Genomic DNA, 26,394 nt, shown 5'->3' with positions numbered 1-26,394 from the left:
CACAGCCATTTTTGTGATATTGCATTTATAATAATCCAATCGACCGGATTTGTCAACACCTACAACGAAGTTTTTTAGTAGGAAATTGCGTTTTTTTATCTTGTGCGCCAGCCGCGGACATGGTAGAATAAGACAGCATTATTTATAAAGGAGGTACGGCAATGAGCAGCCGCGAGGTTTTCCCGGATGAAGAGCTGCGCCGCCGCATCATGGATTTTATCATGGCGGCGGGCCAGACATTGCTGGAAAACGGTGCCGAGGTGTTCCGGGTGGAGCAGACCATGGAGATCATGGCCCGGTCATTCCACCTGCGGGAGTTCCATGTTTACGTGCTGACCAACGGCATCTTTGCCAGTGCGGGCACCGCCGAGATCAGCGAGGTGCGCAATGTACCTACCCGCACCACTCATCTGGGCCGGGTGGCGGCAGTGAATGCCCTCTCCCGCGAGATCGCAGAGGGCAGCATGTCGCTGGACGAAGCCGAGAGCCGTCTGGTGCTGGCGCGGCGCATCCCTTTTCCCAAGAACTGGGTGCAGCTGGTCAGCGGCATGTGCGGTGCGTTCTGCTTTGCGCTGATCTTCGGCGGCACGCTGCGCAGCGCATTGGCGGCGGCACTGGCAGGCTTTCTTGCCAGCGGCTATCTGCTGCTGTGTGAGCAGCACGAGCTGCCCGGCGGCTTTTGCAAGATCAGCTGTGCTGCGCTTATCACGCTGGTGTGCATTCTGGCCTGCCGAGTGCTGGGCACACCGGCCAGTCATTCTATTATCGGTTCGCTGATGATCCTGACCCCCGGCATCGCCTTTACCATGGGCATCCGCGACTTTGTGCACGGAGATTACCTCTCTGGCACCATCCGCATGATCGATGCGCTGCTCATTGCAGCCAGCATTGCCATTGGCACCGGCCTTGTGCTGAGCCTTTATACATTCTTTACGGGGGTGGTCGTGGCATGATGTTGACCAGTACACAAATTGGGGAGCTGGCCGCGCAGTTCTTTATTGCCGGCGCAGGCACCCTGAGTTTTGCCGTTCTGTTCGGCTGTCCGCGCAAAAGCCTGCCCTTCTGCGGGCTGGTGGGTGCCGTGGGCTGGTTCGTCTACGAGCTGGCCGTGATGCTGGGGGCAGACAGTGCCGCAGCCTCCCTGCTGGCGGTGATCCCGCTGACCATCCTCACCCGGGTGTTTGCCATTGTGCTCAAAATGCCGGTAACGGTCTTTCTGCTGTCCGGCATCTTCCCGCTGGTGCCCGGCGCGGGCATCTACTACACCGCCTACTATTTCATTCAGGGCAACAACGCGCTGGCCCTCTCCAACGGCATCAGTACCTTTAAAGTAGCCGTTGCGCTGGCCATCGGCATCACGCTGGTGCTCAGCGTGCCCATCCCAAAGCGGCACCGGAAACATTAAAAATCATAATTTAAGGGCCGCTGCACATTATTCCCTGCAGCGGCCCCTTCTGTTCTGTGCTATTTTTACTCATCCTCCGCATGTCCCGTTTTCATCTTTCGTCTGCTCCTGTTCCTCTCTCGTCTGCTTCTGTTCCTCTCTTGCCGCCCGCATCAGCCCGGCAAACAAAAAACCCACATTGACCCCCAGAATAAAACCCACGATGCCTGCCGCCAATACCATTGCGCCGCCCCCTTCTTTTACCACATTTTACCATATATCATTCGTCGGATGCAATCGCAGCCTGTCGCAGAAGGCAAGATCACTGCCCAGCGTGAAAGCTTTTTTTGCGCCGGAGCGTTGCAAGACTCTGCCGCATCTGCTATACTTTTGACAGTACTTATACAAAAGAGGTGCTCTTTATGTCTGTTATGGATACTCTTGTCAGCCGCCGCACCTACCGCCGCTTTGCACAGAAAGCTGTTCCGCAGGATGTGGTGGATGATATCGTCGAGGCCGTCCGCCTGTCCTCCTGCGGAGCCAACCGTCAGGCTGTGCGTCTGGTGGTGGTGAACAAGCCCGAGGAGGTGGCAAAGGTGCAGCCGCTGGTCAAGTGGGCTGCCTATCTGCCGCCGGAGCAGGGCACACCCAAAGCCGACGAGCTGCCCACCCTGTATGTGGCCGTGGTGCAGGATACCTCCATCCCCGGCGACCTTGCCACCGATACCGGCATTGCCCTTGCCAACATGACCCTTGCCGCATGGGACAAAGGCGTGGGCAGCTGCATCATGGGCGCGATCAACAAGCCCGCCCTCACCGAACTGCTGGGCATTGAAGAACCGCAGAAGCTGGCATTCATGGTGGCGTTCGGCTACCCGGCCCACAAGGCTCACATTGTGCCGCTGACGGCTGAGACCGGCGTAAAGTATTATCTGGACGAGAACCGGGATTACTGCGTGCCAAAGCGGAGCAAAGAAGAGATCGCAAAATATCTATAATTTGTATATATACATTTTGTCGACGCATTTTTTGTATAATTGTTTTCAATTCGGTTTCAATTGATGAGATTTTTTGCACAAGTATTGACTTTTCAATTTGTACAATCTATACTAAATTCGTTCGCCAGATGTTCGATGAATCGCATCGTTCCGGCGTACCGCAAAAACATACAGTACATTTGAGGAGTGTTTGAATATGAAAAAGATCTCTCGTCGCAGCTTTCTGGCAGCTGCCGGTCTGTCCGTTGCCGCTCTGGCTCTGACTGCCTGCGGTGGTTCTTCCGCAAGCACCGCTTCCTCCGTGGCAAGCTCTGCTGCTTCTTCTGAAGCTGCTTCCACCAGCGCTGCCGCTGGCGAGCTGACCACCGTTGAGGCTGGCAAGCTGACCATGGCTACCAACGCAACCTTCCCTCCGTATGAGATGACCACCGATGCAGGCGAGTTCGAGGGCATCGACATCGAGGCTGCTCAGGCCATCGCTGACAAGCTGGGTCTGGAGCTGCAGATCGATGACATGGACTTTGACGCCGCTCTGCTGAGCGTGCAGCAGGGCAAGGCCGACATCGTTATGGCCGGCGTTACCGTTACCGACGAGCGCAAGGCCGTGATGGACTTCTCCGACAGCTACGCTACCGGCATCCAGTCCGTCATCGTTCCCGAGGGCTCCGACATTGCTTCTCCCGACGATCTGGCCGGCAAGAAGATCGGCACCCAGCGCGGCACCACCGGTTACATCTACTGCACCGATGATTTCGGCGAGGACGCTGTGGTGGCTTACGACAGCGGTCTGACCGCTGTGCAGGCCCTGAACAATGGTCAGGTGGACGCCGTGGTCATCGACAACGCTCCCGCCAAGGAGTATGTGGCTGCCAACCCCGGCCTGAAGGTGCTGGAGACCAGCTACGCCGAGGAGGATTACGCCATCGGCATGGCAAAGAGCTCTCCGCTGGAGGACGCCATCAACTCCGCTCTGGAAGAGCTGAAGGCTGACGGCACCCTGCAGGCCATCGTGGACAAGTACATCACCGCTGAATAATCAGCTGGCTGATAACGGAACCACGGGGAGGCAGCCCCAACTGGGGCACCTCCCCTTTTTTGGAAAAATAAGGTTACAAAATTCTAACAAAACAGGAAAGTGAGGATGCGAATGGCTGCACAGTACGAACTGCTCAAAGAGCTGCTCAACAGCGGCACTACGCTCAGCTTCGGGCAGAATTTCTTCTTCAAGTTTTATCAGGCGTTCATCCTGAATGACCGCTGGACGCAGTACATCAAGGGTGTGGGCACTACCCTGCTGGTCACTGCGCTGGCACTGGCACTGGGCATCGTGCTGGGCAGCGTGGTAGCTCTGGTGCGTGTGGCACACGACCAGCAGCGCCCCGGCCACAAGAACCCGGTGCTGGGCTTCTTCAACATCATCTGCGAAATTTACACCACCATCATCCGCGGCACGCCTATGATGGTGCAGCTGCTCATCATGAGCATGGTCATCTTTGCCAACAGCCGCAACTTTACCATGGTGGGTGCGCTGGCACTGGGCATCAACTCCGGTGCCTATGTGTCCGAGATCATCCGCGGCGGTCTGATGGCCATTGACCCCGGCCAGATGGAGGCCGGACGCAGCCTCGGCCTGAACTACATGACCACCATGGTGGTCATCATCATCCCGCAGGCCATCCGTGCGGTGCTGCCCGCACTGGGCAACGAGTTCATTATCCTGCTGAAGGATACTTCCCTGATCACGGTCATCGGCGGCAAGGAGCTGCTGTACGCCGCACAGGGCATCATGAACCGCACCTATGAGCCCATGTTCCCGCTGCTGGGCGATGCGCTGATCTACCTTGTGCTGGTCATGCTGTTCACCCGTCTGCTGGCAAAGTTTGAGAGGAGGCTTGCTCAAAGTGACCGATAAGATTCTGGAAGTCCGCGGCCTGACAAAGACCTACGGCGGCGAAAAGAAGCCGGGCGCAAAGCAGCCCACCCCCACTCTGGACGTGCTGAAGGGCATCGATATTGATATTTACCGCGGCGATGTGGTCTGCCTGATCGGCCCTTCCGGCTGCGGCAAATCCACCTTTCTGCGCTGCCTGAACCGTTTGGAGATTCCCTCCTCCGGCAGCATCAAATTTGAGGGCACCGAGGTGGACGAGGCCCACATTGATGCTGTGCGCCAGAAGATGGGCATGGTGTTCCAGCACTTCAACCTCTTCCCCCACCTGACCGTGAAGAAGAACCTTGAGCTGGCCCCCACCCTGCTCAAGCTCAAGGATAAGCAGGCCATTTCCGACAAGGCCGACGAGCTGCTGGCCCGCGTGGGCCTGTCCGACAAGGCCGATGCCTACCCCAAGAGCCTTTCCGGCGGTCAGCAGCAGCGTATTGCCATTGCCCGTGCCCTTGCCATGGACCCGGACGTGATCCTGTTCGACGAGCCCACCAGCGCCCTCGACCCCGAAATGGTGGGCGAGGTTCTGGAACTGATGAAGGAGCTGGCCCACACCGGCATCACCATGCTGGTGGTCACCCACGAAATGGGCTTCGCCCGTGAGGTGTCCAACCGCGTCATCTTCATCGATGACGGCAAGATCCAGGAGGACGAGCCGCCGCAGGAGTTGTTCACGAACCCGAAGCATCCCAGACTAAAAGCATTCCTTTCTAAGATGCTGTAATACTTTTCCACATAGAAAACCTCCGCTGTGCAAAAACACAGCGGAGGTTTTTGTTGTTCTTATGATGCAGGCCATCAGATAGCTTTCCACGCAAATGCAACGGGCCGTTCCATCGCCCACCCTATTGCCTGCGGCAACAGGATCCCACCCCAGCGGATCATTTACTTAGGAAACTATCTGCCGTCCTGCTGGTAAAATTACAGATGATTTTCTCCGTTATCGCTGCTATCCTGCTCACTGGTATAAAGCACCATCAGATGGTTGGCGCTTTCTTCCAGCTGGGTCTTGGCCTGACGCAGGGCGGCTTCCTCGTTTTCATTCATTTTTTCGGGCTTATCCTTGCGCAGGCAGCGGCGGAGGTTGGCGAGGTCCGTTTTGATGCGGTTCTTCTCGTCCTTATCCAGCTCCTTTTTGCATTTGGAAAGAGCCTCGTCCACCTTGTAGGCCAGCACCTCGGCCTGATTGTGCAGGTCCAGCCGCTCCTTGCGGCGGCTGTCCTCGGCCTCATAGGCGGCAGCGTCTGCCATGGCGCGCTGGATTTCATTTTCCGAAAGGTTGGTGCTTCCGGTGATGGTGATGTTCTGCTCCCTGCCGGTGCCAAGGTCCTTGGCAGATACCTTCACCACGCCGTTCACGTCGATATCGAAGGTAACTTCGATCTGCGGTTTGGAGGAGAAGCTTGCCCGGATGCCGGTGAGCTTGAATTTGCCCAGACTCTTGTTGTCGCGGGCAAAGTGGCGCTCGCCCTGCAGCACGTTGATCTCCACACTGGTCTGCATGGGCCGTGCGGTGGTGAAGATCTGGCTCTTGCGGGTGGGGATCATGCTGTTGCGGGTAATCAGCGGGGTGGCCACGCCGCCCAGCGTCTCAATGGAGAGGGTCAGCGGGGTCACATCCATCAGCACAAGGCCTTGCGCCGCTGCGCCGGTGGCACCGGCCAGCTTGCCTCCGCCCTGCAGCAGACCGCCCTGTACCGCCGCACCCATGGCAACACACTCGTCCGGGTTCAGGCTGTGGCTGGGTTCGCAGCCCAGCAGCTCCTTCACCTGACGCTCCACGGCAGGCATCCGGGTGCTGCCGCCCACCAGCAGCACCTTGCCCAGCTGGCTGGCAGAAATGCCTGCATCCCGCAGCGCATTCTGCACGGGAGCCACTGTGCGGGCCAGCAGGTCGCCGGTCATCATCTCGAACTGCGGGCGGGAAAGCGAGATATCCAAGTGGTGAGGGCCGTCCTTGCCCACTGCGATAAAGGGCAGGTTCAGCTGTGCCGACGGTGCGGCAGAAAGCTCCTTCTTTGCCTTTTCGGCTTCCTCTTTCAGCCGGCCCATAGCCGCCGGGTCGCGGGAGAGGTCGATGCGATCCGATTTTTTGAACTCGGCCACGGCATATTCCACGATGCGCTGATCGAAGTCGTCACCGCCCAGATGGGTGTCGCCGCCGGTGGCAAGCACCGTAAAGATCCCGTCCTCGATCTCGATGATGGACACATCAAAGGTGCCGCCGCCGAGGTCGTAGACGAGGATCTTCTGCGCCGCTTCGTTATCCAAACCATAGGCCACAGCGGCAGCAGTAGGCTCGTTGATGATGCGCAGCACGTTCAGGCCTGCAATGCGGCCTGCATCCTGCGTAGCCTTGCGCTGGCTGTCGTCGAAGTAGGCGGGCACCGTGATGACCGCTTCGGTCACCGGCTCGCCCAGATAGCTCTCGGCATCGCGGCGGATCTTGGCCAAGATCATGGCGCTGATCTCCTGCGGGGTCAGGTCTTTGCCGTCGATGTGCACCCGATAGTCACTGCCCATATGGCGCTTGATGCTGGAGATGGTGCGCCCGGAATTTGTGGCGATCTGGCGCTTGGCCGCACCGCCCACCAGACGTTCACCGTCCTTCGTGAAGGCCACAACGCTGGGGGTGGTGCGCTCACCCTCCGCATTGGTGATGACCACGGGCTTGCCGCCCTCCACCACTGCCACACAGGAATTGGTCGTGCCGAGATCGATGCCGATTACTTTGCTCATACTGTCTGTTTCCTCTCCGGTGCTGTGCATCTTGGGCGCAGCTCTTCAAATCATTTCCGAGTATATCTTACCGTCCCGATATGACGATTTTTTAGTCCAATTGTAAAGATTCCATGTCGTAAGCTGTGGCTCGGGCAGGCAGTTCACTGGTCAGTTCCCGGATGAGCTGGTCAGCTTCGGCCAGCCACTGCTCTGCGTCCGGCTCGTGTTCACGGGCCTTGATGGAAAAGCCCTGCCTTGCTTCTGCGGCCAGTGCCAGCGCCTTTTTGCGGCTGGTGTAGCGCGTTTCGGTCTGGGCCACACGCAGGCACACCTGCGGAGTGTACTCGATATCCGGCATATGGGCTGCGTTGGCGCGGGCACGGCGGTAATACAAAAGTGCCCGGCCATTGTCGCCCCGGGCAGCGCAGTCATCGCCCAGTGCAATGTTGGATAAGATCTCGCCGCTGTCCGCTGCTTCCTTCCACATGCGGCGGGCCTCGGCACGGTTCGTGCGGGTGCCGCGGCCCTTATAAATGCAGTCTGCCAGCAGGGCAAGTCCCATGGTGCTGCCAAGCTCGGCTGCTTTTTCAAAGCATTCCACAGCCTGCGCCCAGTTGCCCTTGCGGGCGGCTTCCTTTCCGGCATCCGCTTTCTCATCACCGGGGTCTTCCGGCGTATGGCCCGCGTGCAGCAAACCGTTGAGCAGAGCGCCGTCCAGCGTAGCCGAGTGGCTCCACGGGTCCAGCACCACGCCGTCAATCCCCTCAGTGGAAAGGGCCAGCTCCATGGCATCCTGCAGGGTGTAATCTGCCATTGGCCGGGCAGAAGTGCTGCGGTCGGCGCAGGCCGCAGCTGCAGAGGTGAACATAGGCAGCCATGTGCGGCCCTTCTCGTTGCGCAGGGTCCACAGCTGCAGGTCCTTCGCCTTTGCCGTGGGCACCGGATGCTCCGTCCACGGTGCAGGCGTGTTGTGCACCGTCAGTGCCGTGCGCAGCGGCACCAGAACATGGGTCTCCATTTCCAGTGCATAGTTCAAAGCGCCCATCAGCGTCCAGAAGCTTTCTTCGTTCTGGCCTTTATATAAATTTTCCACTGCCTGCTCAAAGGCCGGGCAGCCGGTGCCCGCCGGGCTGTAGGCCGGAGCGTTCTGCCGATGCTTGCGGGTGCCCACCGGGCGCAGCCGGATGCCGCCGTCTTGTCTTTTTGCCATCTGCTCACCATTCTTCCAGTTTCTAGTCAATTTTTAGTATAGCAGGAAATGGCTTTGGGTACAACGCCTATCTGTATGTATCCATTTTTCCCTGCTTAAAAAAGCGGGGTGCCAGATCAGCTTCTTCTGGCACCCCGTTAAAAATACATTTTTCCTGAAACGCCTTATTCCGCGTCCAGATCTTCTTCGGTCTCAGCAGCAATATAGATTGGTCTGTGCTTTGTTTCAAGATATGTTTTGGCAAGGTACTCGCCCGCAATGCCTGTACACAGCAGCTGCACACCACTGCACAAAAGGATAATGCAGACAAGGCTCGGCCAGCCGGAAGTAGGGTCGCCGAACATCAGTGCACGCACCACCACGATCATGATGCCTACAAACGCCAATACGCAAAAGGCAAGGCCAAGGCCCGCCGCCATCAGCAGCGGAGCTGTGGAAAAGCCCACAATGCCTTCGATCGAATATTTGAGCAGACCCCAGAAGTTCCACTTTGTTGTGCCCGCCACACGCTCTACGTTTTTGTAGTCGATCCACTTCGTTTTAAAGCCGACCCAGCTGAAAATGCCCTTGCTGAAGCGGTTATATTCCGCCATGCTCAGCACGGCATCAGTCATCTTGCGGCTCATCAGGCGGAAGTCTCTTGCTCCATCCACGATCTCTGTATCCGAGAGCTTATTGATGATCTGATAAAACTTTTTGGCAAACCAGCTGCGAACGGGCGGTTCACCCTCGCGTGTCGTGCGGCGGGTGGCCGCGCAGTCATATTCGCCGGAGAGCAGCAGCTCCAGCATTTCCGGCAGCAGCGAGGGCGGGTCCTGCAGATCCGCATCCATCGTTGCTACATAATCGCCCTTTGCCGCTTTTAATCCGGCATAAATGCCTGCTTCCTTGCCAAAGTTCCGGCTGAAGGAGATGTACCGCACACGGGCATCTTTCCGGTGCAATTCCCGCGCGATCTGCAGTGTGCGGTCTTTTGAGCCGTCATCCACAAAGATGAACTCAAAATCTGCTCCGTGGGATATTCCCATCTGCTGTGCGATCTTGCTGGCCTCTTTATAAAAAATGGGAAGTGATTCTTCCTCATTGTAGCACGGAACGACCAAACTTATCAGCATTCCTGTTTCCCCTTTTGTGCAATATTTAAAATCATTGTAGCATACCCCCACCCTGGTTTCAACCGTTTTCGGCATTTTGCCCGGCGGTTTTCAGCACACTTTTGCAATAAAAACATTTTCTATGGCTTTTTAAGTTTTTGTACGCTATAATAAGTAGGATTTCATAAACCTTATAATGCAAGAAAGAAGGAGTATCGCCTTGAACAAGATGCTAGGCTATCTGAAGGACTACAAGCGCGAGAGCGTGCTTGCGCCCCTTTTCAAGATGCTGGAAGCCACGTTCGACCTGTTTGTGCCGCTGGTCATGGCGGATATCGTGAACATCGGCATTGCCGCCCACGACTTCCACTATATCCTTGTGCGGTGCGGCATTTTGCTGCTGCTGGCCATGATCGGCCTTGCCTGCAGCCTGACGGCACAGTATTTTTCCGCAAAGGCGGCCGTGGGCTATTCCACAGCTCTGCGCCACGCCCTGTTTGAGCACATCCAGACCCTGAGCTTTACCGAGATGGACACCCTCGGTACCAGCACCCTGATCACCCGCATGACCAGCGACGTGAACCAGGTGCAGAGCGGCCTGAACCTGTTTTTGCGCCTGTTCCTGCGCAGCCCGTTCGTGGTGATCGGTGCCATGGTCATGGCCTTTACAGTGAATGCCCGTGCAGCGCTGATCTTTGTAGTGACCATCCCGCTGCTGAGCGTGGTGGTGTTCGGCATCATGGCTGCTACCCGGCCCCTGTACAAGACGGTACAGAATCGCCTTGACCGGGTGCTGGGCCTGACCCGCGAAAACCTGACCGGCGTGCGCGTGGTGCGCGCCTTTGATAAGGAAAAGAGCGAGGTAGAGCGCTTTGAGAATGCCAACGATCTGCTGACCAAGATGCAGCTCCATGTAGGCCATATCTCTGCCCTGATGAACCCGCTGACCTATGTGCTCATCAACATTGCCATTGTGGCACTGCTCTATGTGGGCAGCATTGAGATCAATGTGGGTGGCATGGCTTCCGGCGACGTGATCGCGCTGGTGAACTACATGAACCAGATCCTTGTGGAGCTGGTCAAGCTGGCAAACCTGATCGTGCAGGTGAGCAAGGCGCTGGCCTGCGCAGGCCGCGTGCAGGCTGTGCTGGACACCAAGCCCGGCATGGCCTTCCCGGAAAAGCTTCTGGGCGAGGTGCCCGCCGAAAAATCCGGCGATGCCGTGCGCTTTGAGCATGTAAGCCTGACCTATGTGGGTGCCGGTGCACCCAGCCTTTCCGACATCAGCTTCACTGCAAAGCGCGGCCAGACCATTGGTGTCATCGGCGGTACCGGCAGCGGCAAATCCAGCCTTGTCAACCTGATTCCCCGCTTCTACGATGCCACCGAAGGCACGGTGGAGATCATGGGCCGCGATGCCCGGAACTATCCCCGCGAAGAACTGCGCGGCAAGGCAGCCATGGTCATGCAGAAGGCCCAGCTCTTTGGCGGCACCATCCGCTCCAACCTGCTGTGGGGCAACAAGAATGCCACCGATGCGGACCTGTGGGCCGCACTGGAGACCGCACAGGCTGCGGAGTTCGTCAAAGCCAAGCCCCTTGGGCTGGACGAGCCTGTGGAGCAGGGCGGTCGCAACCTGTCCGGCGGACAGAAGCAGCGCCTGACCATCGCCCGCGCCCTTGTGGGCAAGCCGGAAATTCTGATCCTTGACGACAGCGCCAGCGCACTGGACTATGCCACCGATGCCGCCCTGCGCAAGGCACTGGCTGCTCTGCCCGGCAGCCTGACCGTGTTCATCGTGAGCCAGCGCGCTGCCAGCCTGCAGCACGCAGATCAAATTCTGGTGCTGGACGACGGCCATCTGGTGGGCATCGGCACCCACGACCAGCTGCGCCAGACCTGCCCCGTCTACGAGGAGATCTACGAGAGCCAGTTCAAGAAAGGGGATGCGCAGAAATGAGTGCAAAAGCAAAAACAAAGCTGACCCCGCAGCAGCGCAAGGCCACCCTGACCCGTGTTCTGGGCAAGATCAAACCTTATTCCCTGTTTGTGGTGTGCAGCCTGATCGTTGCTGCCGTGAGCGTGGGTGCACAGCTGTATATCCCCATCCTCTGCGGCAGCGCCATTGATATGATGCTGGGCAAGGGTTCCGTAGATTTTGGCGGTGTGATGCGCATTATCATCGAGGTGCTGGTGGTTGCCGGTGTGGCCGCTCTTGCGCAGTGGCTGCTGAGCGTGTGCAACAACCGCATCACCTTCCTTGTCAGCCGCGACCTGCGCAACGAAGCCCTGCGCAAAATTCAGACCCTGCCGCTGTCCTACCTCGACAGCCACCCCTCCGGCGATATCGTCAGCCGCATGGTGGCCGATGTGGACACCTTTGCGGACGGCCTGCTGATGGGCTTTACACAGCTGTTCAGCGGCGTGCTGACCATCCTCGGCACCCTGCTGTTCATGCTCAGCGAGAATGTGCCCATCACGCTGGTGGTGGTGTGCATCACCCCGCTGAGCCTCGTGGTGGCAAGCTTCCTTGCCAAGCGCAGCTATGGTTACTTCCAGAGCCAGAGCGCCGTGCGCGGCGAGCAGACCGCGCTGGTCAACGAGATGATCGAGGGCCAGAAGGTGGTGCAGGCCTTCGGCCACGAGGCCGAGAGCCTTACCGCCTTTGACGAGGTGAATGGCCGTCTGCAGGACGTGAGCCTGAAGGCCATCTTCTTTTCCAGCCTGACCAACCCTGCCACCCGCTTTGTGAATAACATCGTGTACGCAGGCGTGGGCCTTGTGGGTGCCGTGTACGCGGTGCGGGGCGGCATCACCATCGGCCAGCTGAGCGTGTTTTTGAGCTACGCCAACCAGTACACCAAGCCCTTCAACGAAATTTCCGGTGTAGTCACCGAACTGCAGAATGCTCTGGCCTGCGCCGCCCGCGTGTTCGAGCTGCTGGATGCCGACGATCAGGTGCCGGAAGTCGAGAACGCCTCCGTGCTGCAGCCGGACGGCCATGTGCAGCTGGAGGATGTTTCCTTCCGCTACCTGCCCGACCGCCCGCTGATCGAGGGCCTTTCCCTCGACGTAAAGCCCGGCCAGCGCATTGCCATCGTCGGCCCTACCGGCTGCGGCAAGACCACCCTCATCAACCTGCTCATGCGCTTCTATGATGTGAACGGCGGTTCCATCAAGGTGTCCGGCACCGACATCCGGGATGTGACCCGCGCTTCCCTGCGCGGCAGCTACGGCATGGTGTTGCAGGATACATGGCTGCGGGCCGGTACCGTGCGGGAAAACATTGCCTACGGCAAGCCGGATGCAAGCCTTGAAGAGATCGTGGCAGCAGCCAAAGCCGCCCATGCAGACAGCTTCATCCGCCGCCTGCCGGAGGGCTACGATACCGTCATCGCCGAGGACGGCGGCAACATCAGTCAGGGCCAGAAGCAGCTGCTGTGCATTGCCCGCGTAATGCTCTGCCTGCCGCCGATGCTGATCCTGGACGAAGCAACATCCTCCATTGATACTCGCACCGAGGTGCGTATCCAGAAAGCCTTTGCCCGCATGATGCAGGGCCGTACCAGCTTTATTGTGGCGCACCGCCTTTCCACTATCCGCGAGGCGGACGTGATCCTTGTGATGAAGGACGGCCACATCGTGGAGCAGGGCAGCCACGACGAGCTGCTTGCTGCAAACGGCTTCTACGCCAAACTCTACAACAGCCAGTTCGAAGGCGTGGAGATCTGAGAGTTCCCGATAATAATAACAAAAAGGAGCGGTGCGCTGCATCGCTCCTTTTTATTATTATTTGCTTTCAACTTTCTGCACGATGGGTTCAGTGGGCGGCGGAGTGAGGGTGGAATGCTCCACGATGAACTGCTCCGCCCGCTCCCGGGACAGACGCTGGCGCACCTTGCGTGCATCGTTGGCGGGGAAGGTGCGCTCGCCGTCCAGCTTGGCATCCCAGTGGGCAGAGGCTGCTTCCACCTCGGCATCCGCGGGTGCAAGGCCCTCCTTTTCTGCCACCAGCAGAAGCCCCAGCCAGCTGCGCAGCTTGCGCTCTGCCTGCGCGTGGAGCCATGCACGGAACTCTTCCACCGTCTGGCCGCGCACTTTAAGGAACTGGTCAAAGTTGATGCCATTGGCCTGCAGGCTCAGGTTGAACTGGCGCTGCTCGGCAAAATAGTTACCGCCCACCAGCTGCTTTGGCAGCTGGCCTTTCACTGCATCGCCCAGCTGCCATACCAGCTCCTTGCGTGCCCGCTGCTCAGCCTGGGCACAGCGCTGTGCCCAGATCTCGCGGGCCACCTGCTGCCGCAGCGCCGCCTTGCCCGCTGCATCGGCTGCACGTTCTTCGTCGCCGTGGTGACGGTTGATCTCCAGTTCAATGGTCAGCTGCCGGATGGGGTGCGGCTCCACGGCCTGCACAAAGCCGGTGTATGCTCCCACTTCCAGCGGCGGCAGCGCATAAAACTGTGCACCCGCCCGGAAGCCCTCGGCCCGGTTCACCGCCAGCAATTCAAAATCCGGGTCGGTCACCGGCACCACATGGTACTCCTGCACCAGCTGCTCATACAGCGCCGAAAAGCCGCCAAGAATGGTGCGGTTCACCGCCTCGGTCAGCAGACCGTCCTCTTCCTGCGGCGCGTCCGGCCCTGCCTGCACCTGTGCAATGGCTGCCGCCAGCTCCTCGGCACCGGCTGTGAATACCAGACGGCAGTCGCCCGCCTCAGCCATGCCAAAATGTTCCAGTTTCATCCTCTTTTCCCCTTTCAGCGGGCAATGCCCACGGTCAGCACCAGCAGGGCCACACCCAGCACGGCATACAGCACCTCGGCTCCCAGCGTAGCGCGGTCGCCCTCTACATACATTTTTCCCGGGTTTTCGGGGTCATAATATAAGGTGACGGTATCCCCCACTGCAAAGCTCTTGCCCCGCGCAGGCTTCGGGTAGTGCAGCCGATGGCTGCCGCCTGCGGTGGTAAAGGCCAGCACATAGGCACCGCCATCCCGGCTCTGCACGGTGCCCTCCACCGTGGCCGTGACCTTCTGCCCCTGCGTGCACAGCCTGCGCCGTGCCAGCACACTGCGCAGAGCCATAAAGAACATGATGCCTGCTCCCAGCAGGAAAATAATGATATTGAACATTCTGCATTTCCCTCGTTTTCTCAGTCTGCGCGCAGGACACCCTCCCGGCACGTCCTGTTTATTGTATCACACTTTGGCAAAAATTTCGCCCTGCAGCTGCCATTCAGAATGCATCAATTTTTAAGCAAAATTTTGTCGAGAAAATCTGAAAATAATGCTTGACATTCTTCGTATATCTGGTATAATAACTATCGTTCCGAGCGACACAGCTCACGAACAAAACAGAATATGCGGATATGGCGGAATTGGCAGACGCGTTAGATTCAGGGTCTAATCGGGGCAACTCGGTGGAGGTTCAAGTCCTCTTATCCGCACCAAACCATGAAAATCCGAACCTTTTCTCGATAGGAGAAGGGTTCGGATTTTTTGTTTTCTTCGGAAAGCAAAATGAAGGCTCCTTCCCGACGGCTGTGTGTCCAAAACCTTATCAGAAAAAAGACCGTATCACAAAGGTCACAACTGTAAGAGTGCCGTAAGGCGGAAGGGACACAAACATGAAGTACGATGCAAGAGTCTGTAAATTCAACATGGATACCGGCTGCGTGGAGCTGCTGCTCCGGGATGGGAGAATGATCTCCATTGACTGCACTGGGGTCGAGGATGAATTGGACGTGACCATGGCGCAGAGGTCGGAGTTGGACTACCTCATCTACAATGACCCGCTTGGCTATGCCGATTTGATTCTGAATGGCGATCCGAAGGAATATTTGAAAAATGTAACTGGGAGCCACAGGCTGGAAATCTAAATGAATGCTGGACAATACCATTTTTGAGCTGGTGTTGTCCAGCATTTTTTTGGAGACCATCCCAATAGTTGCGTAAACCTCCGGAGAGGTGTAAAATTGAACCGACCCATAAAAATTAGACAATAGACAAAAAGCCTCCCCGTGTAGGATAATAGAACTACACGAGGAGGTTTTGCTATGTCCGGAAAATACGTAAATCGTTATGCCTCGCACGCCTCCCGGAGAGCAGGCAGCAACTCATCCAGCCGCCCGTCCAGTCCAAAGGACTTCTCTTTGATATTGTCCGCAATGTAGACCTCGCCCAGATTGATGGTCACATAAGTGGCGTTTGGCTCGCTGGCCACCAGACGCATCATCGGAGCCTTGATCAGCTGATTGCGCCAGCCAATGCCCAGCTCCAGAACTACCAGTTTCTTCCCGTGGTAGGTTTTCAGAAAGTTTTGGAACCGTGCTTGGGCAGCGGTATCCGGAATTATTCTCTGACCTGCGCCCATGTGGATGTCCATGGGACCTCCGCACTTGGGACAGCGCGGCACCAACTCTGTAGGCACATGGCAGCCCTGTTCGGCAGCCGATAATTTTTCGGCCACCTCTAAACTTGAATAGAGGGTGTCGTGGCAGGGGCGGGCACACTGCATCGTATCGACACCACCGACATCCGGGTGAAACCACGCCGGAGCAGGCCCACGAGATTGGTCGGCAGCTTGCAGATGAAGTCCTGCAAGGCAAATATGATGCCAAGCAGGATCGTAATGCGGAGGCCGCTGTTCTTTCAGAACCGCACGAAGGAGAAATTATGAAAATGCAGTAAAGGTTATCCCATGGTCACCTGCACCTCTACCACAGCGCCTTCCGGTGCCAGCGGCAGCAGGCTGCCCTCAATGGGCTTGCCATCCACAGCGACGCTCTTCACACCGTACTGGACTGCAGCGGTATTATCCACTGCAATGTGATAGGTTGCGCCCCGGTAGCGGCGGGTAACGGTGAAGCCGCCCAGCGTGTGTGGGATACAGGGGTCTACCTTCAGGCCGTCCAGCGTGGGCTGGATGCCAAGGATATACTGGCTCACATTGAAGAAGGTCCATGCGGCAGTGCCGGTCAGCCAGCTGTTCTTTGCTTCGCCAAAGGTGGGGGCATCCTTACCGGCCACCATCTGGCTGTAAACATAGGGTTCGGTGCGGTGGATCTCAGAAATATCCTCGATGTAGGCCGGGCATGTCTTACGGTACACCTCAAAGGCCCGGTCGCCGTGGCCCAGAACGGCTTCGGCACAGCTGATCCACGGGTTGTTGTGGCAGAAGATGCCGGCGTTCTCCTTGTATCCCGGAGGATAGCTGGAAATTTCGCCCAGATTGAGCTGATAACTGGTGTATGCAGGTTGGTGCAGAACCACACCGTACTTGGTATCCAGCCGTTCCTCTACGCTCTTCAATGCCTGCGCGGCCTGACCGGTCTCCTTGCCAATGCCAGCCATGACGCACATGCCCTGCGGCTCAATGAAGATCTGGCCCTCGGTGCACTCCTTGCTGCCAACAGGCTTGCCAAAAGCATCGTAGGCGCGGCGGAACCATGCGCCGTCCCAGCCAGAGGTCAAGGCCGCCTGTTCCACGCCGTCCACGGCCTTGCGGGCCGCAGCGGCTTCATCGGCAAGGTTCAAGTGGTCGCACAGTTCGGCGTACTCGTGGCCGTACTTGACGAACATGCCCGCAATGAACACGCTTTCGGCCACAGGGCCTTCGCTGGGACCGGTGATCTGGAAGCTCTCGCCCGGGTGCTCCGAGAAACAGTTCAGGTTCAGGCAGTCGTTCCAGTCGGCGCGGCCAATGAGCGGCAGGCCGTGGGGGCCAAGGTGGGTGACGGTAAAGTTGAAGCTGCGGCGCAGATGCTCCATCAGGCTCTGTGCCTTGCTGGCATCATTATCAAAGGGCACCTGCTCGTCCAGAATAGACCAGTCTCCGGTCTCGCGCAGATAGGCGGCAGTGCCGGCAATGAGCCACAACGGGTCATCGTTGAAGCCGGTGCCGATATCGCGGTTGCCTTTCTTGGTCAGGGGCTGGTACTGGTGGTAGGCGCTGCCATCCTCAAACTGGGTGGCGGCGATATCCAGAATGCGCTCCCGTGCGCGGGACGGAATGATGTGTACAAAGCCCAGCAGATCCTGACAGCTGTCGCGGAAGCCCATGCCGCGGCCGGTCCCGCTTTCAAAGTAGCTGGCCGAGCGGCTCATATTGAAGGTGACCATACACTGATACTGGTGCCAGATGTTTACCATACGGTCCAGCTTTTCCTCGCCGGATTCCAGATGGTAGGTGGAGAGCAGAGCTTCCCAGTGGTCGGCCAGCGCCTTGCGGGCCGCGTCCACCTGTGCATCGGTGGCATAGCGTGCGATCATGGCATGGGCACGCTCCTTGTTGATGACACCGGGAGCCGTGAACTTTTCTTCCTGTGGGTTCTCGATGTAGCCCAGACCGAAGAGGATCTTCTTTTCCTCACCCGGTGCAAGGGTGACATGGATGTGCAGCGCGCCCACCGGTGCCCAGCCGTGGGCAATGCTGCCGGAGCAGTGCCCGGCGCGGACGGCCTGCGGGTCTGCAGGGCCGCCATACACACCGCAGAAGGCATCGCGGGTGGTATCAAAGCTGGTAACGGGCGTATTGCTCCAGAATACCGCATAGTGATTGCGGCGCTCACGGTATTCCGTCTTATGGTAGATGATGGCCGGCTCCACCTCCACCTCGCCGGTGGAGAAGTTGCGCTGGAAGTTGGAGCTGTCGTCAATGGCATCCCACAGGCAGAACTCCACATAGCTGAACACATCCAGCTCTTTTATGGCATCCGTCTTATTTTTCAAAGTCAGGCGGTCCAGCTCACAGGCATCGCCGGTGGGCACGAACAGCTCCTGCGCAGCGGAAACACCGTTCTTCTCACCCTCCAGAATGGTATAGCCCAGACCGTGACGGCAGGCGTAGCTGTCCAGCTCTGTCTTGGTGGGCTGCCAGCCGGGGTTCCAGACGGTATCGCCATCCTTGATGTAAATGTGGTGGCCGTCCATATCCAGCGGGGAGCTGTTATAGCGGTAGCGGGTCAGGCGGCGCATCCGCGCATCGCGGTAGAAGCTGTAGCCGCCCGCCGTATTTGAGACAAGACTGAAGAAATCCTCGCTGCCAAGGTAGTTGATCCAGGGCAGAGGCGTACGCGGGGTGGTGATGACATATTCTTTGCGTGCGTCATCAAAATGACCGAATTTCATAAATGCTTCCTCCTTATCAGCTGCCGGTAGCCCCGGCGGCATCGCTTTTGCGAAAACGATTAAGGCAGACGATCAAAGCATTCTCTTTGCTTCTAGCATAGCCCAAGCAGGCCAAAAAAGCAAGAGGATTTTCTAAAAAATTTCTGAAAGTATCTTTCATAAATACGCATGTTTCCATGATTTTCAGAAAATTCATTTCAAGCACGCTTTTTGTGCTTCCTATAAGTGAAAACGCTGAAACACAATTTATAGGTAATATTATATACGGCGAAAATCGTAACGAAACTGCAACGAAAATCTTTTGATTTTAATCGAAATGTAACGAAATCCATCCAAGGTGCACAATTTCGGTTCTTCAGAAACGAACAAAACGCCAAAAATGGGTCAAAAGCAATGGAAGTTATTCTTTTTAGCTTGATTTTTCGTACAGAATACGCTATTATGAGATTGCGAAAACGATTAAGGACTTGATGGTAAACATCCCCCGTAAAACGTTCTTCGGAAGGAGGCAAACGAGCGATGCCGTCCCTGAAAGATCTGGCAAAGGAATGCGGCGTATCGGTGGCAACGGTCAGCAAGGCGCTGAACGACCAGCCAGATATCTCGCCTGCCACACGAGAACGGGTACGGGCCGCAGCGCACCGTATGGGCTACATGCCAAACGCCGCCGCGCGTTCCTTGAAAACAAACCGTACTTACAATCTGGGCGTTCTGTTCGTAGATGAACGGCAGAGCGGCCTGACCCACGAATACTTTTCCGCCGTGCTGGACAGCTTCAAGGTGGAAGCCGAGAAACACGGTTACGACATCACCTTTATCAACCACAATATCAGCGGCAAGAGCATGAGCTACCTTGAGCACTGCCGCTACCGCAATGTGGACGGTGTGGTGATCGCCTGCGTGAACTTCTACGAGCCGCAGGTGGTGGAGCTGGTGAACAGCGAGGTGCCGGTGGTCACGATCGATCATGTGTTCAATAACCGCATGGCGATCCTCTCGGATAACGTTTCCGGCCTGAAGGCACTGGTGCGGCAGGCATGGGCCTGCGGCCACCGCCGCATCGCCTTTATCCACGGCGAAAAGACCGCCGTTACCGAGAACCGCGTTGCAGGTTTCTATCAGGCCTGCGAAGAGCTGGGCCTGAAGATCCCGGAAGCTTATGTGCGGGAGGGCATTTACCATGATGCCGACCGCTGTGCCGCCGAGACCAAAGCGCTGCTGGAGCTTCCGCAGCCGCCCACCTGCATCATCTTCCCGGACGATTTCTCCGCGCTGGGCGGCTACAACGCCATCAGCGAAAAGGGGCTTTCGATCCCGGAGGATGTTTCGGTGATGGGCTACGACGGCATCTACCTCTCGCGGGTGGTCAAGCCTCAGCTGGTGACTTACCAACAGAACACCGCCGCGCTGGGCCGCACGGCTGCCGACAAGCTCATTGAGCTGATCGAGCATCCAAGAGTGACCCTGCCCGAACAGATCCGCGTTTCCGGCAAATTGCTGGACGGCGGGTCGGTCAGCATTCTTTAATATGTCTCCAAAGGCTCTTGCTACGGAACCTTTTATGAAGAAAACTTTTGCAAATAATGGAAAACCATGAAGGAGGTTTACCCTTATGAAAAAGATCTCTCGCCGTAATTTCCTGCTCGCTTCCGGTGCCGTGACCATTGGTGCAGCTCTGGCTGCCTGCGGCGGTTCTTCCGCTTCCACCAGCACCGCTTCTTCTGCTCCGGCTTCCTCTGCTGCTTCCGCTGCTCCCGCAGCAGGCGGCAAGGTGCTGAACATCTGGTGCTGGAACGATGAGTTCCAGAGCCGCTTCAACGACTACTATCCGGAAGTTTCCGAGATCGCAGCCGACAAGTCCACCACCACCCTGAAGGATGGCACCGTTGTGAAGTGGACCATCAATGCCAACGAGAACAACAACTATCAGAACAAGCTGGACGAAGCCCTGCTGAGTCAGGACAGCGCTGCTGATGACGACAAGATCGACATCTTCCTGATCGAGGCTGACTATGCTCTGAAGTATGTAGATTCCGATTATGTTCTGGATGTCAAGGCAGACATCGGCCTGACCGACGACGATCTGGCTGGTCAGTACCAGTACACCAAGGACATCGTTACTGTGGACGGCAGCCAGCGCGGCACCACCTGGCAGGCAACTCCCGGTCTGTTTGCATACCGCCGCAGCATTGCCAAGGATGTTCTTGGCACCGATGATCCCGCCGAAGTGCAGACCTACCTGTCCGACTGGGATAAGTTCAATGATGTAGCTACACAGGCAGCCGCCAAGGGCTACAAGATGCTGTCCGGCTTTGATGATGCATACCGCACCTTCTCCAACAACGTGGCAGCTCCGTGGGTCACCGGCACTACCGTTACCGTTGATGAGAACATTATGAAGTGGGTCGATCAGACCAAGGAGTACACCGATAAGGGCTATAACAACAAGTCCAGCCTGTGGGACAGCCAGTGGGCAGCCGATCAGGGTCCCACCGGTAAGGTGTTCGGCTTCTTCTACTCCACTTGGGGCATCAACTTCACCCTGCTGGGCAACTCGCTGGAGACTCCTGTCGCTGAGGGCGGCAAGGAAGAAGTTGGCAACGGTATCTACGGCGATTACGCTGTGTGCGAAGGCCCTCAGCCCTACTACTGGGGCGGCACCTGGATTTGCGGCGCAGCCGGCAGCGACAACATCGAGACCATTAAGGACGTTATGCAGAAGCTGACCTGCGATGAAGCCATCATGAAGCAGATCACCATGGATACGCAGGACTACACCAACAACGAGAAGGCTATGAACGAGATCGCAAACAGCGATTACAGCTCCGCTTTCCTGGGCGGCCAGAACCACATCGCTCTGTTTGCAGAGGCTGCAACCAAGATCGATATGTCCAACGCCGGTCCGTACGATCAGGGCCTGAATGAGAGCTTCCAGAATGCGTTCAAGGATTACTTTACCGGCAACGTGGACGAAGATACCGCAAAGGCAAACTTCGAGACCTCTATCAAGGAGAAGTATCCTGAGCTGACCGACGTGGTGTGGCCCGCATAATAGCAGCCGACCCTAAAACGGAAAAGTGAATACGCAGGGGCGGGCCGGACGCTGTTCCCGCCCGCCCCTGTTCTTTCCGCAAATTTATCAGGAGGCGATCCTTATGGGAGAAAAGAAAAAGAAAGGGTCGATCAGCTACGCGAAATGGGGCTACATCTTCATTGCGCCGTTCTTCATCATCTTCGCGGTATTCCAGCTGATCCCTCTGGCATCCACCATTTACTACAGCTTTTTTGAATATTACCGCAGCGGCCTGAAGATCATTGGCCCGAACTTTGTAGGCCTGAAAAACTACATTACCCTGTTCGCAACCGATCTGCCCAAGTACTTTGGCAACACGCTGATCCTGTGGATCATCGGCTTTATCCCGCAGATCGCCATTTCCCTGTTGCTGGCAGCATGGTTCACCGATCTGCGCCTGAAGTTGAAGGGCCAGACCTTCTTCAAGACGGTCATCTACATGCCCAACCTGATCATGGCCTCCGCCTTTGCAATGCTGTTCTTCGCGCTGTTCTCGGACAACGGCCCGGTGAACGCCGTGCTGCAGAGCATGGGCTGGATCAATGCACCCATCAGCTTTTTGAACACCGTGTGGGGCAACCGCGGGCTGATCGGCCTGATGAACTTCCTGATGTGGTTCGGCAACACCACCATCATGCTGATGGCTGCGATCATGGGTGTAGACCCCACCCTGTACGAGGCGGCAGAGCTGGACGGCTGCACCCCGAACCAGATGTTCTGGAAGATCACCATTCCGCTGATCCGTCCCATCCTTGTTTACGTCATGATCACCTCCATGATCGGCGGCCTGCAGATGTTCGATGTGCCGCAGATTTTGACCAACGGCAAGGGCGGCCCGGACCGCACCTCCACCACCATGATCATGTACCTGAACAACCACCTGTTCAGCAAGAACTACGGCATGGCCGGTGCTGTATCCGTGGTGCTGTTCCTCGTGTGCGCAGTGCTGTGCGTTGTGGTCTACTTCTCCCTTACCAAGGAGGATGACGGCCTGACCCGCGCCCAGCGCAAAGAACTGAACGCCGCCAAAAAGGCAGCAAAAGGAGGGAAATGATTATGGCACACACTCCTAGAAATCAATCGGAAAAAGCAACACTGGCTGCACGCCGCGCATGGTGTTATCTGGTGCTGGTGCTCATCAGCTTTTTGTGCCTGTTCTTCTTCTATGTGCTGGTGATCAACTCCACCCGCACCCACTTCGAGATCCAGAAAGGCTTCTCGCTGCTGCCGGGCAAATCGCTCATCACCAACTTCCAGAACGTGCTGGCCGATGCCAACATCCCTGTCGTCTCCGGCATCCGCAACAGCCTGATCGTCTCCGCCTGCTCGGCGGCGTTCAGCGTGTACTTCTCGGCCCTGACGGCCTACGGCATCTACGCCTATAACTTCCGGTTTAAAAAGGCCGCGTTCGCCATTATCCTGCTGATCATGACCATGCCCACACAGGTGTCCGCTCTGGGCTTTTTGCAGCTCATCACCAAGATGGGCCTGAAGAACAGCTTTATCCCGCTGATCCTGCCCAGCATTGCAGCGCCCACCGTGTTCTTCTTCATGAAGCAGTATCTGGACGCTTCCCTTCCCATGGAGATCGTAGAGGCTGCCCGCATCGACGGTGCAGGCGAGTTCTACACCTTCAACAAGATCGTGCTGCCCATTATGAAGCCCGCTCTGGCAGTGCAGGCCATTTTCTCCTTCGTGGCCAGCTGGAACAACTACTTCATTCCCGCTCTGGTGCTGGACAGCGCCGACAAAAAGACCCTGCCCATCCTGATCGCACAGCTGCGCAGTGCAGACTTCCTCAAGTTTGATATGGGCAAGGTTTACATGATGGTGGCTATCGCCATTCTGCCCGTCATCATCGTGTACCTGCTGCTTTCCAAGTTCATCGTCCGCGGTGTTGCTTTGGGCGGCGTGAAAGGCTGACGGCATTTTGCCGCACACAACAAAAGGGTCCCGGAGAAAATTCCGGGGCCCTTTTGCTGTGTTTAGGATATAAGGAATTTTTGGAAGAGATCAGGAGAAAAAACAAGGCATACACATTCTGTCGGAGGTTCTAAGGGGATAAGATTTACTCGCCGCGGACGGCTGCGAAACCTGCTTCCAGATCAGCAATGATATCGTCGATGTGCTCAGTGCCGATGGACAGGCGGATGGTGTTCTGATAGATCTGCTGCTCGGCCAGCTCTTCGTCGTTCAGCTGGCTGTGGGTGGTGGAAGCCGGGTGGATGACCAGACTCTTCACATCCGCAACGTTTGCCAGCAGAGAGAAGATCTTCAGGTTATCGATAAACTTGAATGCTTCCTTGCGGCCGCCTTTGATGTTGAAGGTGAAGATGGATGCACCGCCATTGGGGAAGTACTTCTCGTACAGGGCGTGATCCGGGTGATCCGGCAGGGAGGGGTGGTTGACCTTCTCCACCTGCGGGTGGTTTGCCAGAAACTCGACTACCTTCTTGGTGTTCTCCACATGGCGCTCGATGCGCAGGCTCAGGGTCTCGGTGCCCTGCAGCAGCAGGAAGGCGTTGAACGGCGAAATGGTGGCACCGGTATCACGCAGCAGGATCGCACGGATGTAGGTGACAAAAGCTGCGGGGCCTGCTGCATCGGCAAAGGAAACGCCGTGGTAGCTAGGGTTGGGGTCAGCAATATTGCCGAACTTGCCGCTTGCCTTCCAGTCAAACTTGCCGCTGTCCACGATGATGCCGCCCAGCGTGGTGCCGTGGCCGCCGATGAACTTGGTGGCGGAATGGACGACGATATCTGCGCCGTGCTCAATGGGACGGATCAGGTACGGGGTGCCGAAGGTGTTATCGATGACCAGTGGCAGGCCGTGCTTGTGCGCGATGGCTGCAATGGCATCGATATCGGGGATATCGCTGTTGGGGTTGCCCAGAGTTTCCAGATAGACGGCCTTGGTGTTGGGCTGGATGGCATTCTCCACCTCAGCCAGATCGTGTGCATTGACAAAGGTAGTGGTGACACCGAACTGGGTCAGGGTGTGCTCCAGCAGGTTGTAGCTGCCGCCGTAGATGGTCTTCTGAGCCACGATGTGATCACCGGCCTGTGCCAGTGCTTCGATGGTGTAGGTGATGGCAGCAGCACCGGAAGCGGTAGCCAGAGCAGCCACGCCGCCTTCCAGAGCAGCGATGCGCTTCTCGAACACATCCTGCGTAGAGTTGGTCAGACGGCCGTAGATGTTGCCTGCGTCTGCCAGGCCGAAGCGGTCTGCTGCGTGCTGGCTGTTGCGGAACACATAGGAAGTGGTCTGGTAGATAGGCACTGCACGGGAATCGGTTGCGGGATCGGCCTGCTCCTGGCCAACGTGAAGCTGCAGGGTCTCAAATTTATAGTTAGACATAGTATTTTACCTCTCTATTTGTACTTTTAGTATAATTTTCTGATACAAAAAATCCCGATGCGTGATACAAAAGCGCACCGGGCAAACACAATTCAAAGCGATTCTGTCAACGTCACATTCGGGTACACATTCGTGCACAGCAAGAGGGCATCGTACAGTTCACAGCCAGATGTTCTGCCCGGTCACCGTACATTCGCCCATAGCGGAAGTTTGCGTGCAGCAGGTCGTTCCAAATCAGCTTCATATCCGTGCCCTCCTTTCCGAAATAATTCTTTCCCACTCATCTACAAACCGGAGCCTCTATCTGCTCTGTGCCGGGAAGCAAAACCGTCGTTTTCTTTTTCCCACTAGGTTTGTGGATTTATTGTTTGCATTATATCCCCTCTTACCCAGTTTGTCAATGGGTTAATTCCAGTTTTTTTCAAATTGAGTTTTCTGCACGATGCGCAGCCCGCATTTGCAGCATCCCGTTGTGCAGTTCCAACAGGAGTAATACTTCTGCTTCTTCGGAAATTTTTATTTTTCCATTGATAAAACCTTAAAATTTTATTGTTATACTAAAGCTGTTCCTTGCAAACGCCCTGCAAATCGTTTATTATGGTAGCGTTCTTTTTTATCATCAAAGGAGTTTTTCGATGCTGCATCGTTTCTTTCATTTTTTAAAGCAGAGCCTGCTCGTTGTTCTTTGCATCCTGCTGCTTGGCGGGCTGCTGGCAGGCGGCTGGTTCTTTTATCAGGGCAGACAGCTGTACCGCAGTGCCGCCAGCAGTTACCCAGTGGCTTCCATGTACGACACCATCCGTGCCCGCGGGAGCTATACTTCCTACGATGCGCTGCCGCAGATCTATATTAACGCAGTCATCTGCACCGAGGACGAGCATTTTATGACCCACAAGGGTATCGACCCGGGGGCCATCGCCCGCGCCCTGCTGGCCGACCTGCGCACCCACTCGCTGGCCGAGGGTGGCAGCACCCTGACCCAGCAGCTTGCCAAGAACGAGCTGTTCACGCAGGACAAGCATCTGGCCCGCAAGGCTGCCGAGATGCTTGCTGCTTTTGATATTGAAAAGACCTACTCCAAGCAGCAGATCTTTGAGATGTACGCCAACACCATCTATTTTGGCAGCGGGTATTATGGCATTGCAGAAGCTGCCGAGGGCTACTTTGGCAAGGAACCGGCCCAGCTGACCGATGTCGAAGCGATCTATCTGGCGGGTATGCCCAACGCGCCCTCGGTCTACGCCAGCAGCCCGGAGCTTGCCTTCAAGCGGATGCAGGTGGTGCTCAAGCGGATGGTCAAGTGCCGCGTGCTCACCCAGCAGCAGGCCGATGCCATTGCCGCAGATGCTGAAAACTTAACGGTTTAAACAAGACACCGCGCCCTGTCTGCTGCGGGTCAGACAAGGCGCGGTGTTTTGTTTTGCGGTATTTGGTTTGGTAAAGGAGGAATCATGTTACCCGTTCAGGCGGTTGCGGCCCCGCCTGT

Annotated in this window: 25 protein-coding genes and 1 tRNA gene; 15 read left to right on the top strand and 11 right to left on the bottom strand. The window is 56.9% G+C overall.

Annotation, left to right across the window (positions count from 1 at the left end):
• Positions 1–161: 161 nt before the first annotated feature.
• Positions 162–953 (top strand): threonine/serine exporter family protein, encoded by a 792-nt coding sequence (locus tag DWV57_RS12810; RefSeq protein WP_097776674.1) that lies wholly within the window; start codon positions 162–164, stop codon positions 951–953.
• Positions 950–1,405, top strand: coding sequence for a threonine/serine exporter family protein (locus DWV57_RS12805; RefSeq protein ID WP_120020985.1), 456 nt, complete (start codon positions 950–952; stop codon positions 1,403–1,405). The genes DWV57_RS12810 and DWV57_RS12805 overlap by 4 nt, the downstream gene beginning before the upstream one ends.
• Before the next feature lie 69 nt (positions 1,406–1,474).
• Here DWV57_RS12805 and DWV57_RS14595 read toward each other — a convergent pair whose 3' ends face one another.
• Entirely contained in the window at positions 1,475–1,627 is a 153-nt protein-coding gene (locus DWV57_RS14595; RefSeq protein WP_158576386.1) for a hypothetical protein, read from the bottom strand.
• A gap of 179 nt (positions 1,628–1,806) precedes the next feature.
• Between DWV57_RS14595 and DWV57_RS12800 the strand changes: the two genes are divergently transcribed.
• The 4 genes from DWV57_RS12800 (at position 1,807) to DWV57_RS12785 (ending at position 5,048) form a co-directional block, all read left to right on the top strand.
• Entirely contained in the window at positions 1,807–2,382 is a 576-nt protein-coding gene (locus DWV57_RS12800) for a nitroreductase family protein (RefSeq protein WP_097776676.1), read from the top strand.
• A 196-nt stretch (positions 2,383–2,578) separates the two neighbouring features.
• Entirely contained in the window at positions 2,579–3,418 is an 840-nt protein-coding gene (locus tag DWV57_RS12795; RefSeq protein WP_097776677.1) for an amino acid ABC transporter substrate-binding protein, read from the top strand.
• A gap of 111 nt (positions 3,419–3,529) precedes the next feature.
• A complete protein-coding gene (locus DWV57_RS12790; protein WP_120020984.1) occupies positions 3,530–4,294 on the top strand; it encodes an amino acid ABC transporter permease in 765 nt (254 codons plus the stop codon).
• Positions 4,284–5,048: an amino acid ABC transporter ATP-binding protein gene (locus DWV57_RS12785; RefSeq protein ID WP_097776679.1), complete on the top strand. Its 765-nt coding sequence runs from the start codon at positions 4,284–4,286 to the stop codon at positions 5,046–5,048. The genes DWV57_RS12790 and DWV57_RS12785 overlap by 11 nt, the downstream gene beginning before the upstream one ends.
• Before the next feature lie 197 nt (positions 5,049–5,245).
• Here DWV57_RS12785 and dnaK read toward each other — a convergent pair whose 3' ends face one another.
• The 3 genes from dnaK to DWV57_RS12770 form a co-directional block, all read right to left on the bottom strand.
• Positions 5,246–7,063, bottom strand: coding sequence for a molecular chaperone DnaK (gene dnaK, locus DWV57_RS12780; protein WP_120020983.1), 1,818 nt, complete (start codon positions 7,061–7,063; stop codon positions 5,246–5,248).
• A gap of 91 nt (positions 7,064–7,154) precedes the next feature.
• Complete coding sequence (locus tag DWV57_RS12775) at positions 7,155–8,255, bottom strand: SseB family protein (RefSeq protein ID WP_005946528.1); 1,101 nt, start codon at positions 8,253–8,255, stop codon at positions 7,155–7,157.
• Positions 8,256–8,419: 164 nt separating this feature from the next.
• Positions 8,420–9,370 carry a glycosyltransferase family 2 protein gene (locus DWV57_RS12770; RefSeq protein ID WP_097776683.1) on the bottom strand — a complete coding sequence of 317 codons (951 nt, stop codon included), beginning with the start codon at positions 9,368–9,370 and terminating at the stop codon, positions 8,420–8,422.
• Positions 9,371–9,569: 199 nt separating this feature from the next.
• Between DWV57_RS12770 and DWV57_RS12765 the strand changes: the two genes are divergently transcribed.
• Both DWV57_RS12765 and DWV57_RS12760 read left to right on the top strand, forming a co-directional pair.
• The gene (locus DWV57_RS12765) at positions 9,570–11,309 is read left to right on the top strand and encodes an ABC transporter ATP-binding protein (RefSeq protein ID WP_347562398.1); all 1,740 of its coding nucleotides are present in this window, start codon (positions 9,570–9,572) and stop codon (positions 11,307–11,309) included.
• Positions 11,306–13,081 (top strand): ABC transporter ATP-binding protein, encoded by a 1,776-nt coding sequence (locus DWV57_RS12760; protein WP_120020981.1) that lies wholly within the window; start codon positions 11,306–11,308, stop codon positions 13,079–13,081. Before DWV57_RS12765 ends, DWV57_RS12760 begins: the two co-directional genes overlap by 4 nt.
• Positions 13,082–13,138: 57 nt before the next feature.
• Here the strand turns inward: DWV57_RS12760 and DWV57_RS12755 are convergent, their stop codons facing one another.
• Positions 13,139–14,092 (bottom strand): FKBP-type peptidylprolyl isomerase, encoded by a 954-nt coding sequence (locus tag DWV57_RS12755; protein ID WP_120020980.1) that lies wholly within the window; start codon positions 14,090–14,092, stop codon positions 13,139–13,141.
• A 14-nt stretch (positions 14,093–14,106) separates the two neighbouring features.
• The gene (locus DWV57_RS12750) at positions 14,107–14,481 is read right to left on the bottom strand and encodes a DUF3592 domain-containing protein (protein WP_120020979.1); all 375 of its coding nucleotides are present in this window, start codon (positions 14,479–14,481) and stop codon (positions 14,107–14,109) included.
• Between the two features lie 230 nt (positions 14,482–14,711).
• Here DWV57_RS12750 and DWV57_RS12745 point away from each other — a divergent pair.
• A tRNA-Leu gene (locus DWV57_RS12745) sits at positions 14,712–14,798 on the top strand.
• A 177-nt stretch (positions 14,799–14,975) separates the two neighbouring features.
• Positions 14,976–15,227 carry a DUF6061 family protein gene (locus DWV57_RS12740; RefSeq protein WP_120020978.1) on the top strand — a complete coding sequence of 84 codons (252 nt, stop codon included), beginning with the start codon at positions 14,976–14,978 and terminating at the stop codon, positions 15,225–15,227.
• Positions 15,228–15,427: 200 nt separating this feature from the next.
• Here DWV57_RS12740 and DWV57_RS12735 read toward each other — a convergent pair whose 3' ends face one another.
• The 3 genes from DWV57_RS12735 to DWV57_RS12720 form a co-directional block, all read right to left on the bottom strand.
• Positions 15,428–15,865, bottom strand: coding sequence for a hypothetical protein (locus DWV57_RS12735; protein ID WP_243112362.1), 438 nt, complete (start codon positions 15,863–15,865; stop codon positions 15,428–15,430).
• A gap of 176 nt (positions 15,866–16,041) precedes the next feature.
• Positions 16,042–18,477 (bottom strand): glycosyl transferase, encoded by a 2,436-nt coding sequence (locus DWV57_RS12725; protein ID WP_097780933.1) that lies wholly within the window; start codon positions 18,475–18,477, stop codon positions 16,042–16,044.
• A gap of 16 nt (positions 18,478–18,493) precedes the next feature.
• Positions 18,494–18,682: a hypothetical protein gene (locus DWV57_RS12720; RefSeq protein WP_097776694.1), complete on the bottom strand. Its 189-nt coding sequence runs from the start codon at positions 18,680–18,682 to the stop codon at positions 18,494–18,496.
• Positions 18,683–18,996: 314 nt separating this feature from the next.
• On the opposite strand from DWV57_RS12720, the gene DWV57_RS12715 reads away from it, so the two are divergent.
• From DWV57_RS12715 to DWV57_RS12700, 4 genes are all read left to right on the top strand, one after another.
• Positions 18,997–20,004 carry a LacI family DNA-binding transcriptional regulator gene (locus DWV57_RS12715; protein ID WP_118529139.1) on the top strand — a complete coding sequence of 336 codons (1,008 nt, stop codon included), beginning with the start codon at positions 18,997–18,999 and terminating at the stop codon, positions 20,002–20,004.
• A gap of 85 nt (positions 20,005–20,089) precedes the next feature.
• The gene (locus DWV57_RS12710) at positions 20,090–21,529 is read left to right on the top strand and encodes a twin-arginine translocation signal domain-containing protein (RefSeq protein ID WP_120020977.1); all 1,440 of its coding nucleotides are present in this window, start codon (positions 20,090–20,092) and stop codon (positions 21,527–21,529) included.
• 103 nt (positions 21,530–21,632) lie between these two features.
• Positions 21,633–22,604 carry a sugar ABC transporter permease gene (locus DWV57_RS12705; protein WP_120020976.1) on the top strand — a complete coding sequence of 324 codons (972 nt, stop codon included), beginning with the start codon at positions 21,633–21,635 and terminating at the stop codon, positions 22,602–22,604.
• Between the two features lie 2 nt (positions 22,605–22,606).
• Entirely contained in the window at positions 22,607–23,473 is an 867-nt protein-coding gene (locus DWV57_RS12700) for a carbohydrate ABC transporter permease (RefSeq protein ID WP_120020975.1), read from the top strand.
• Between the two features lie 145 nt (positions 23,474–23,618).
• Here the strand turns inward: DWV57_RS12700 and DWV57_RS12695 are convergent, their stop codons facing one another.
• Both DWV57_RS12695 and DWV57_RS14970 read right to left on the bottom strand, forming a co-directional pair.
• Complete coding sequence (locus DWV57_RS12695; protein ID WP_120020974.1) at positions 23,619–24,908, bottom strand: O-acetylhomoserine aminocarboxypropyltransferase/cysteine synthase family protein; 1,290 nt, start codon at positions 24,906–24,908, stop codon at positions 23,619–23,621.
• A 112-nt stretch (positions 24,909–25,020) separates the two neighbouring features.
• A complete protein-coding gene (locus DWV57_RS14970) occupies positions 25,021–25,152 on the bottom strand; it encodes a hypothetical protein (protein WP_275542627.1) in 132 nt (43 codons plus the stop codon).
• 391 nt (positions 25,153–25,543) lie between these two features.
• Between DWV57_RS14970 and DWV57_RS12690 the strand changes: the two genes are divergently transcribed.
• Positions 25,544–26,275, top strand: a complete 732-nt coding sequence (locus DWV57_RS12690; protein ID WP_120020973.1) for a biosynthetic peptidoglycan transglycosylase — start codon at positions 25,544–25,546, stop codon at positions 26,273–26,275.
• Positions 26,276–26,394: the final 119 nt, after the last annotated feature.

Source organism: Faecalibacterium sp. AF10-46, assembly GCF_003604105.1.
Taxonomy (GTDB): domain Bacteria; phylum Bacillota; class Clostridia; order Oscillospirales; family Ruminococcaceae; genus Faecalibacterium; species Faecalibacterium taiwanense.
Note: the sequence above shows the minus strand (reverse complement) of the source record. Positions and strands in the feature narration are given on the sequence as shown.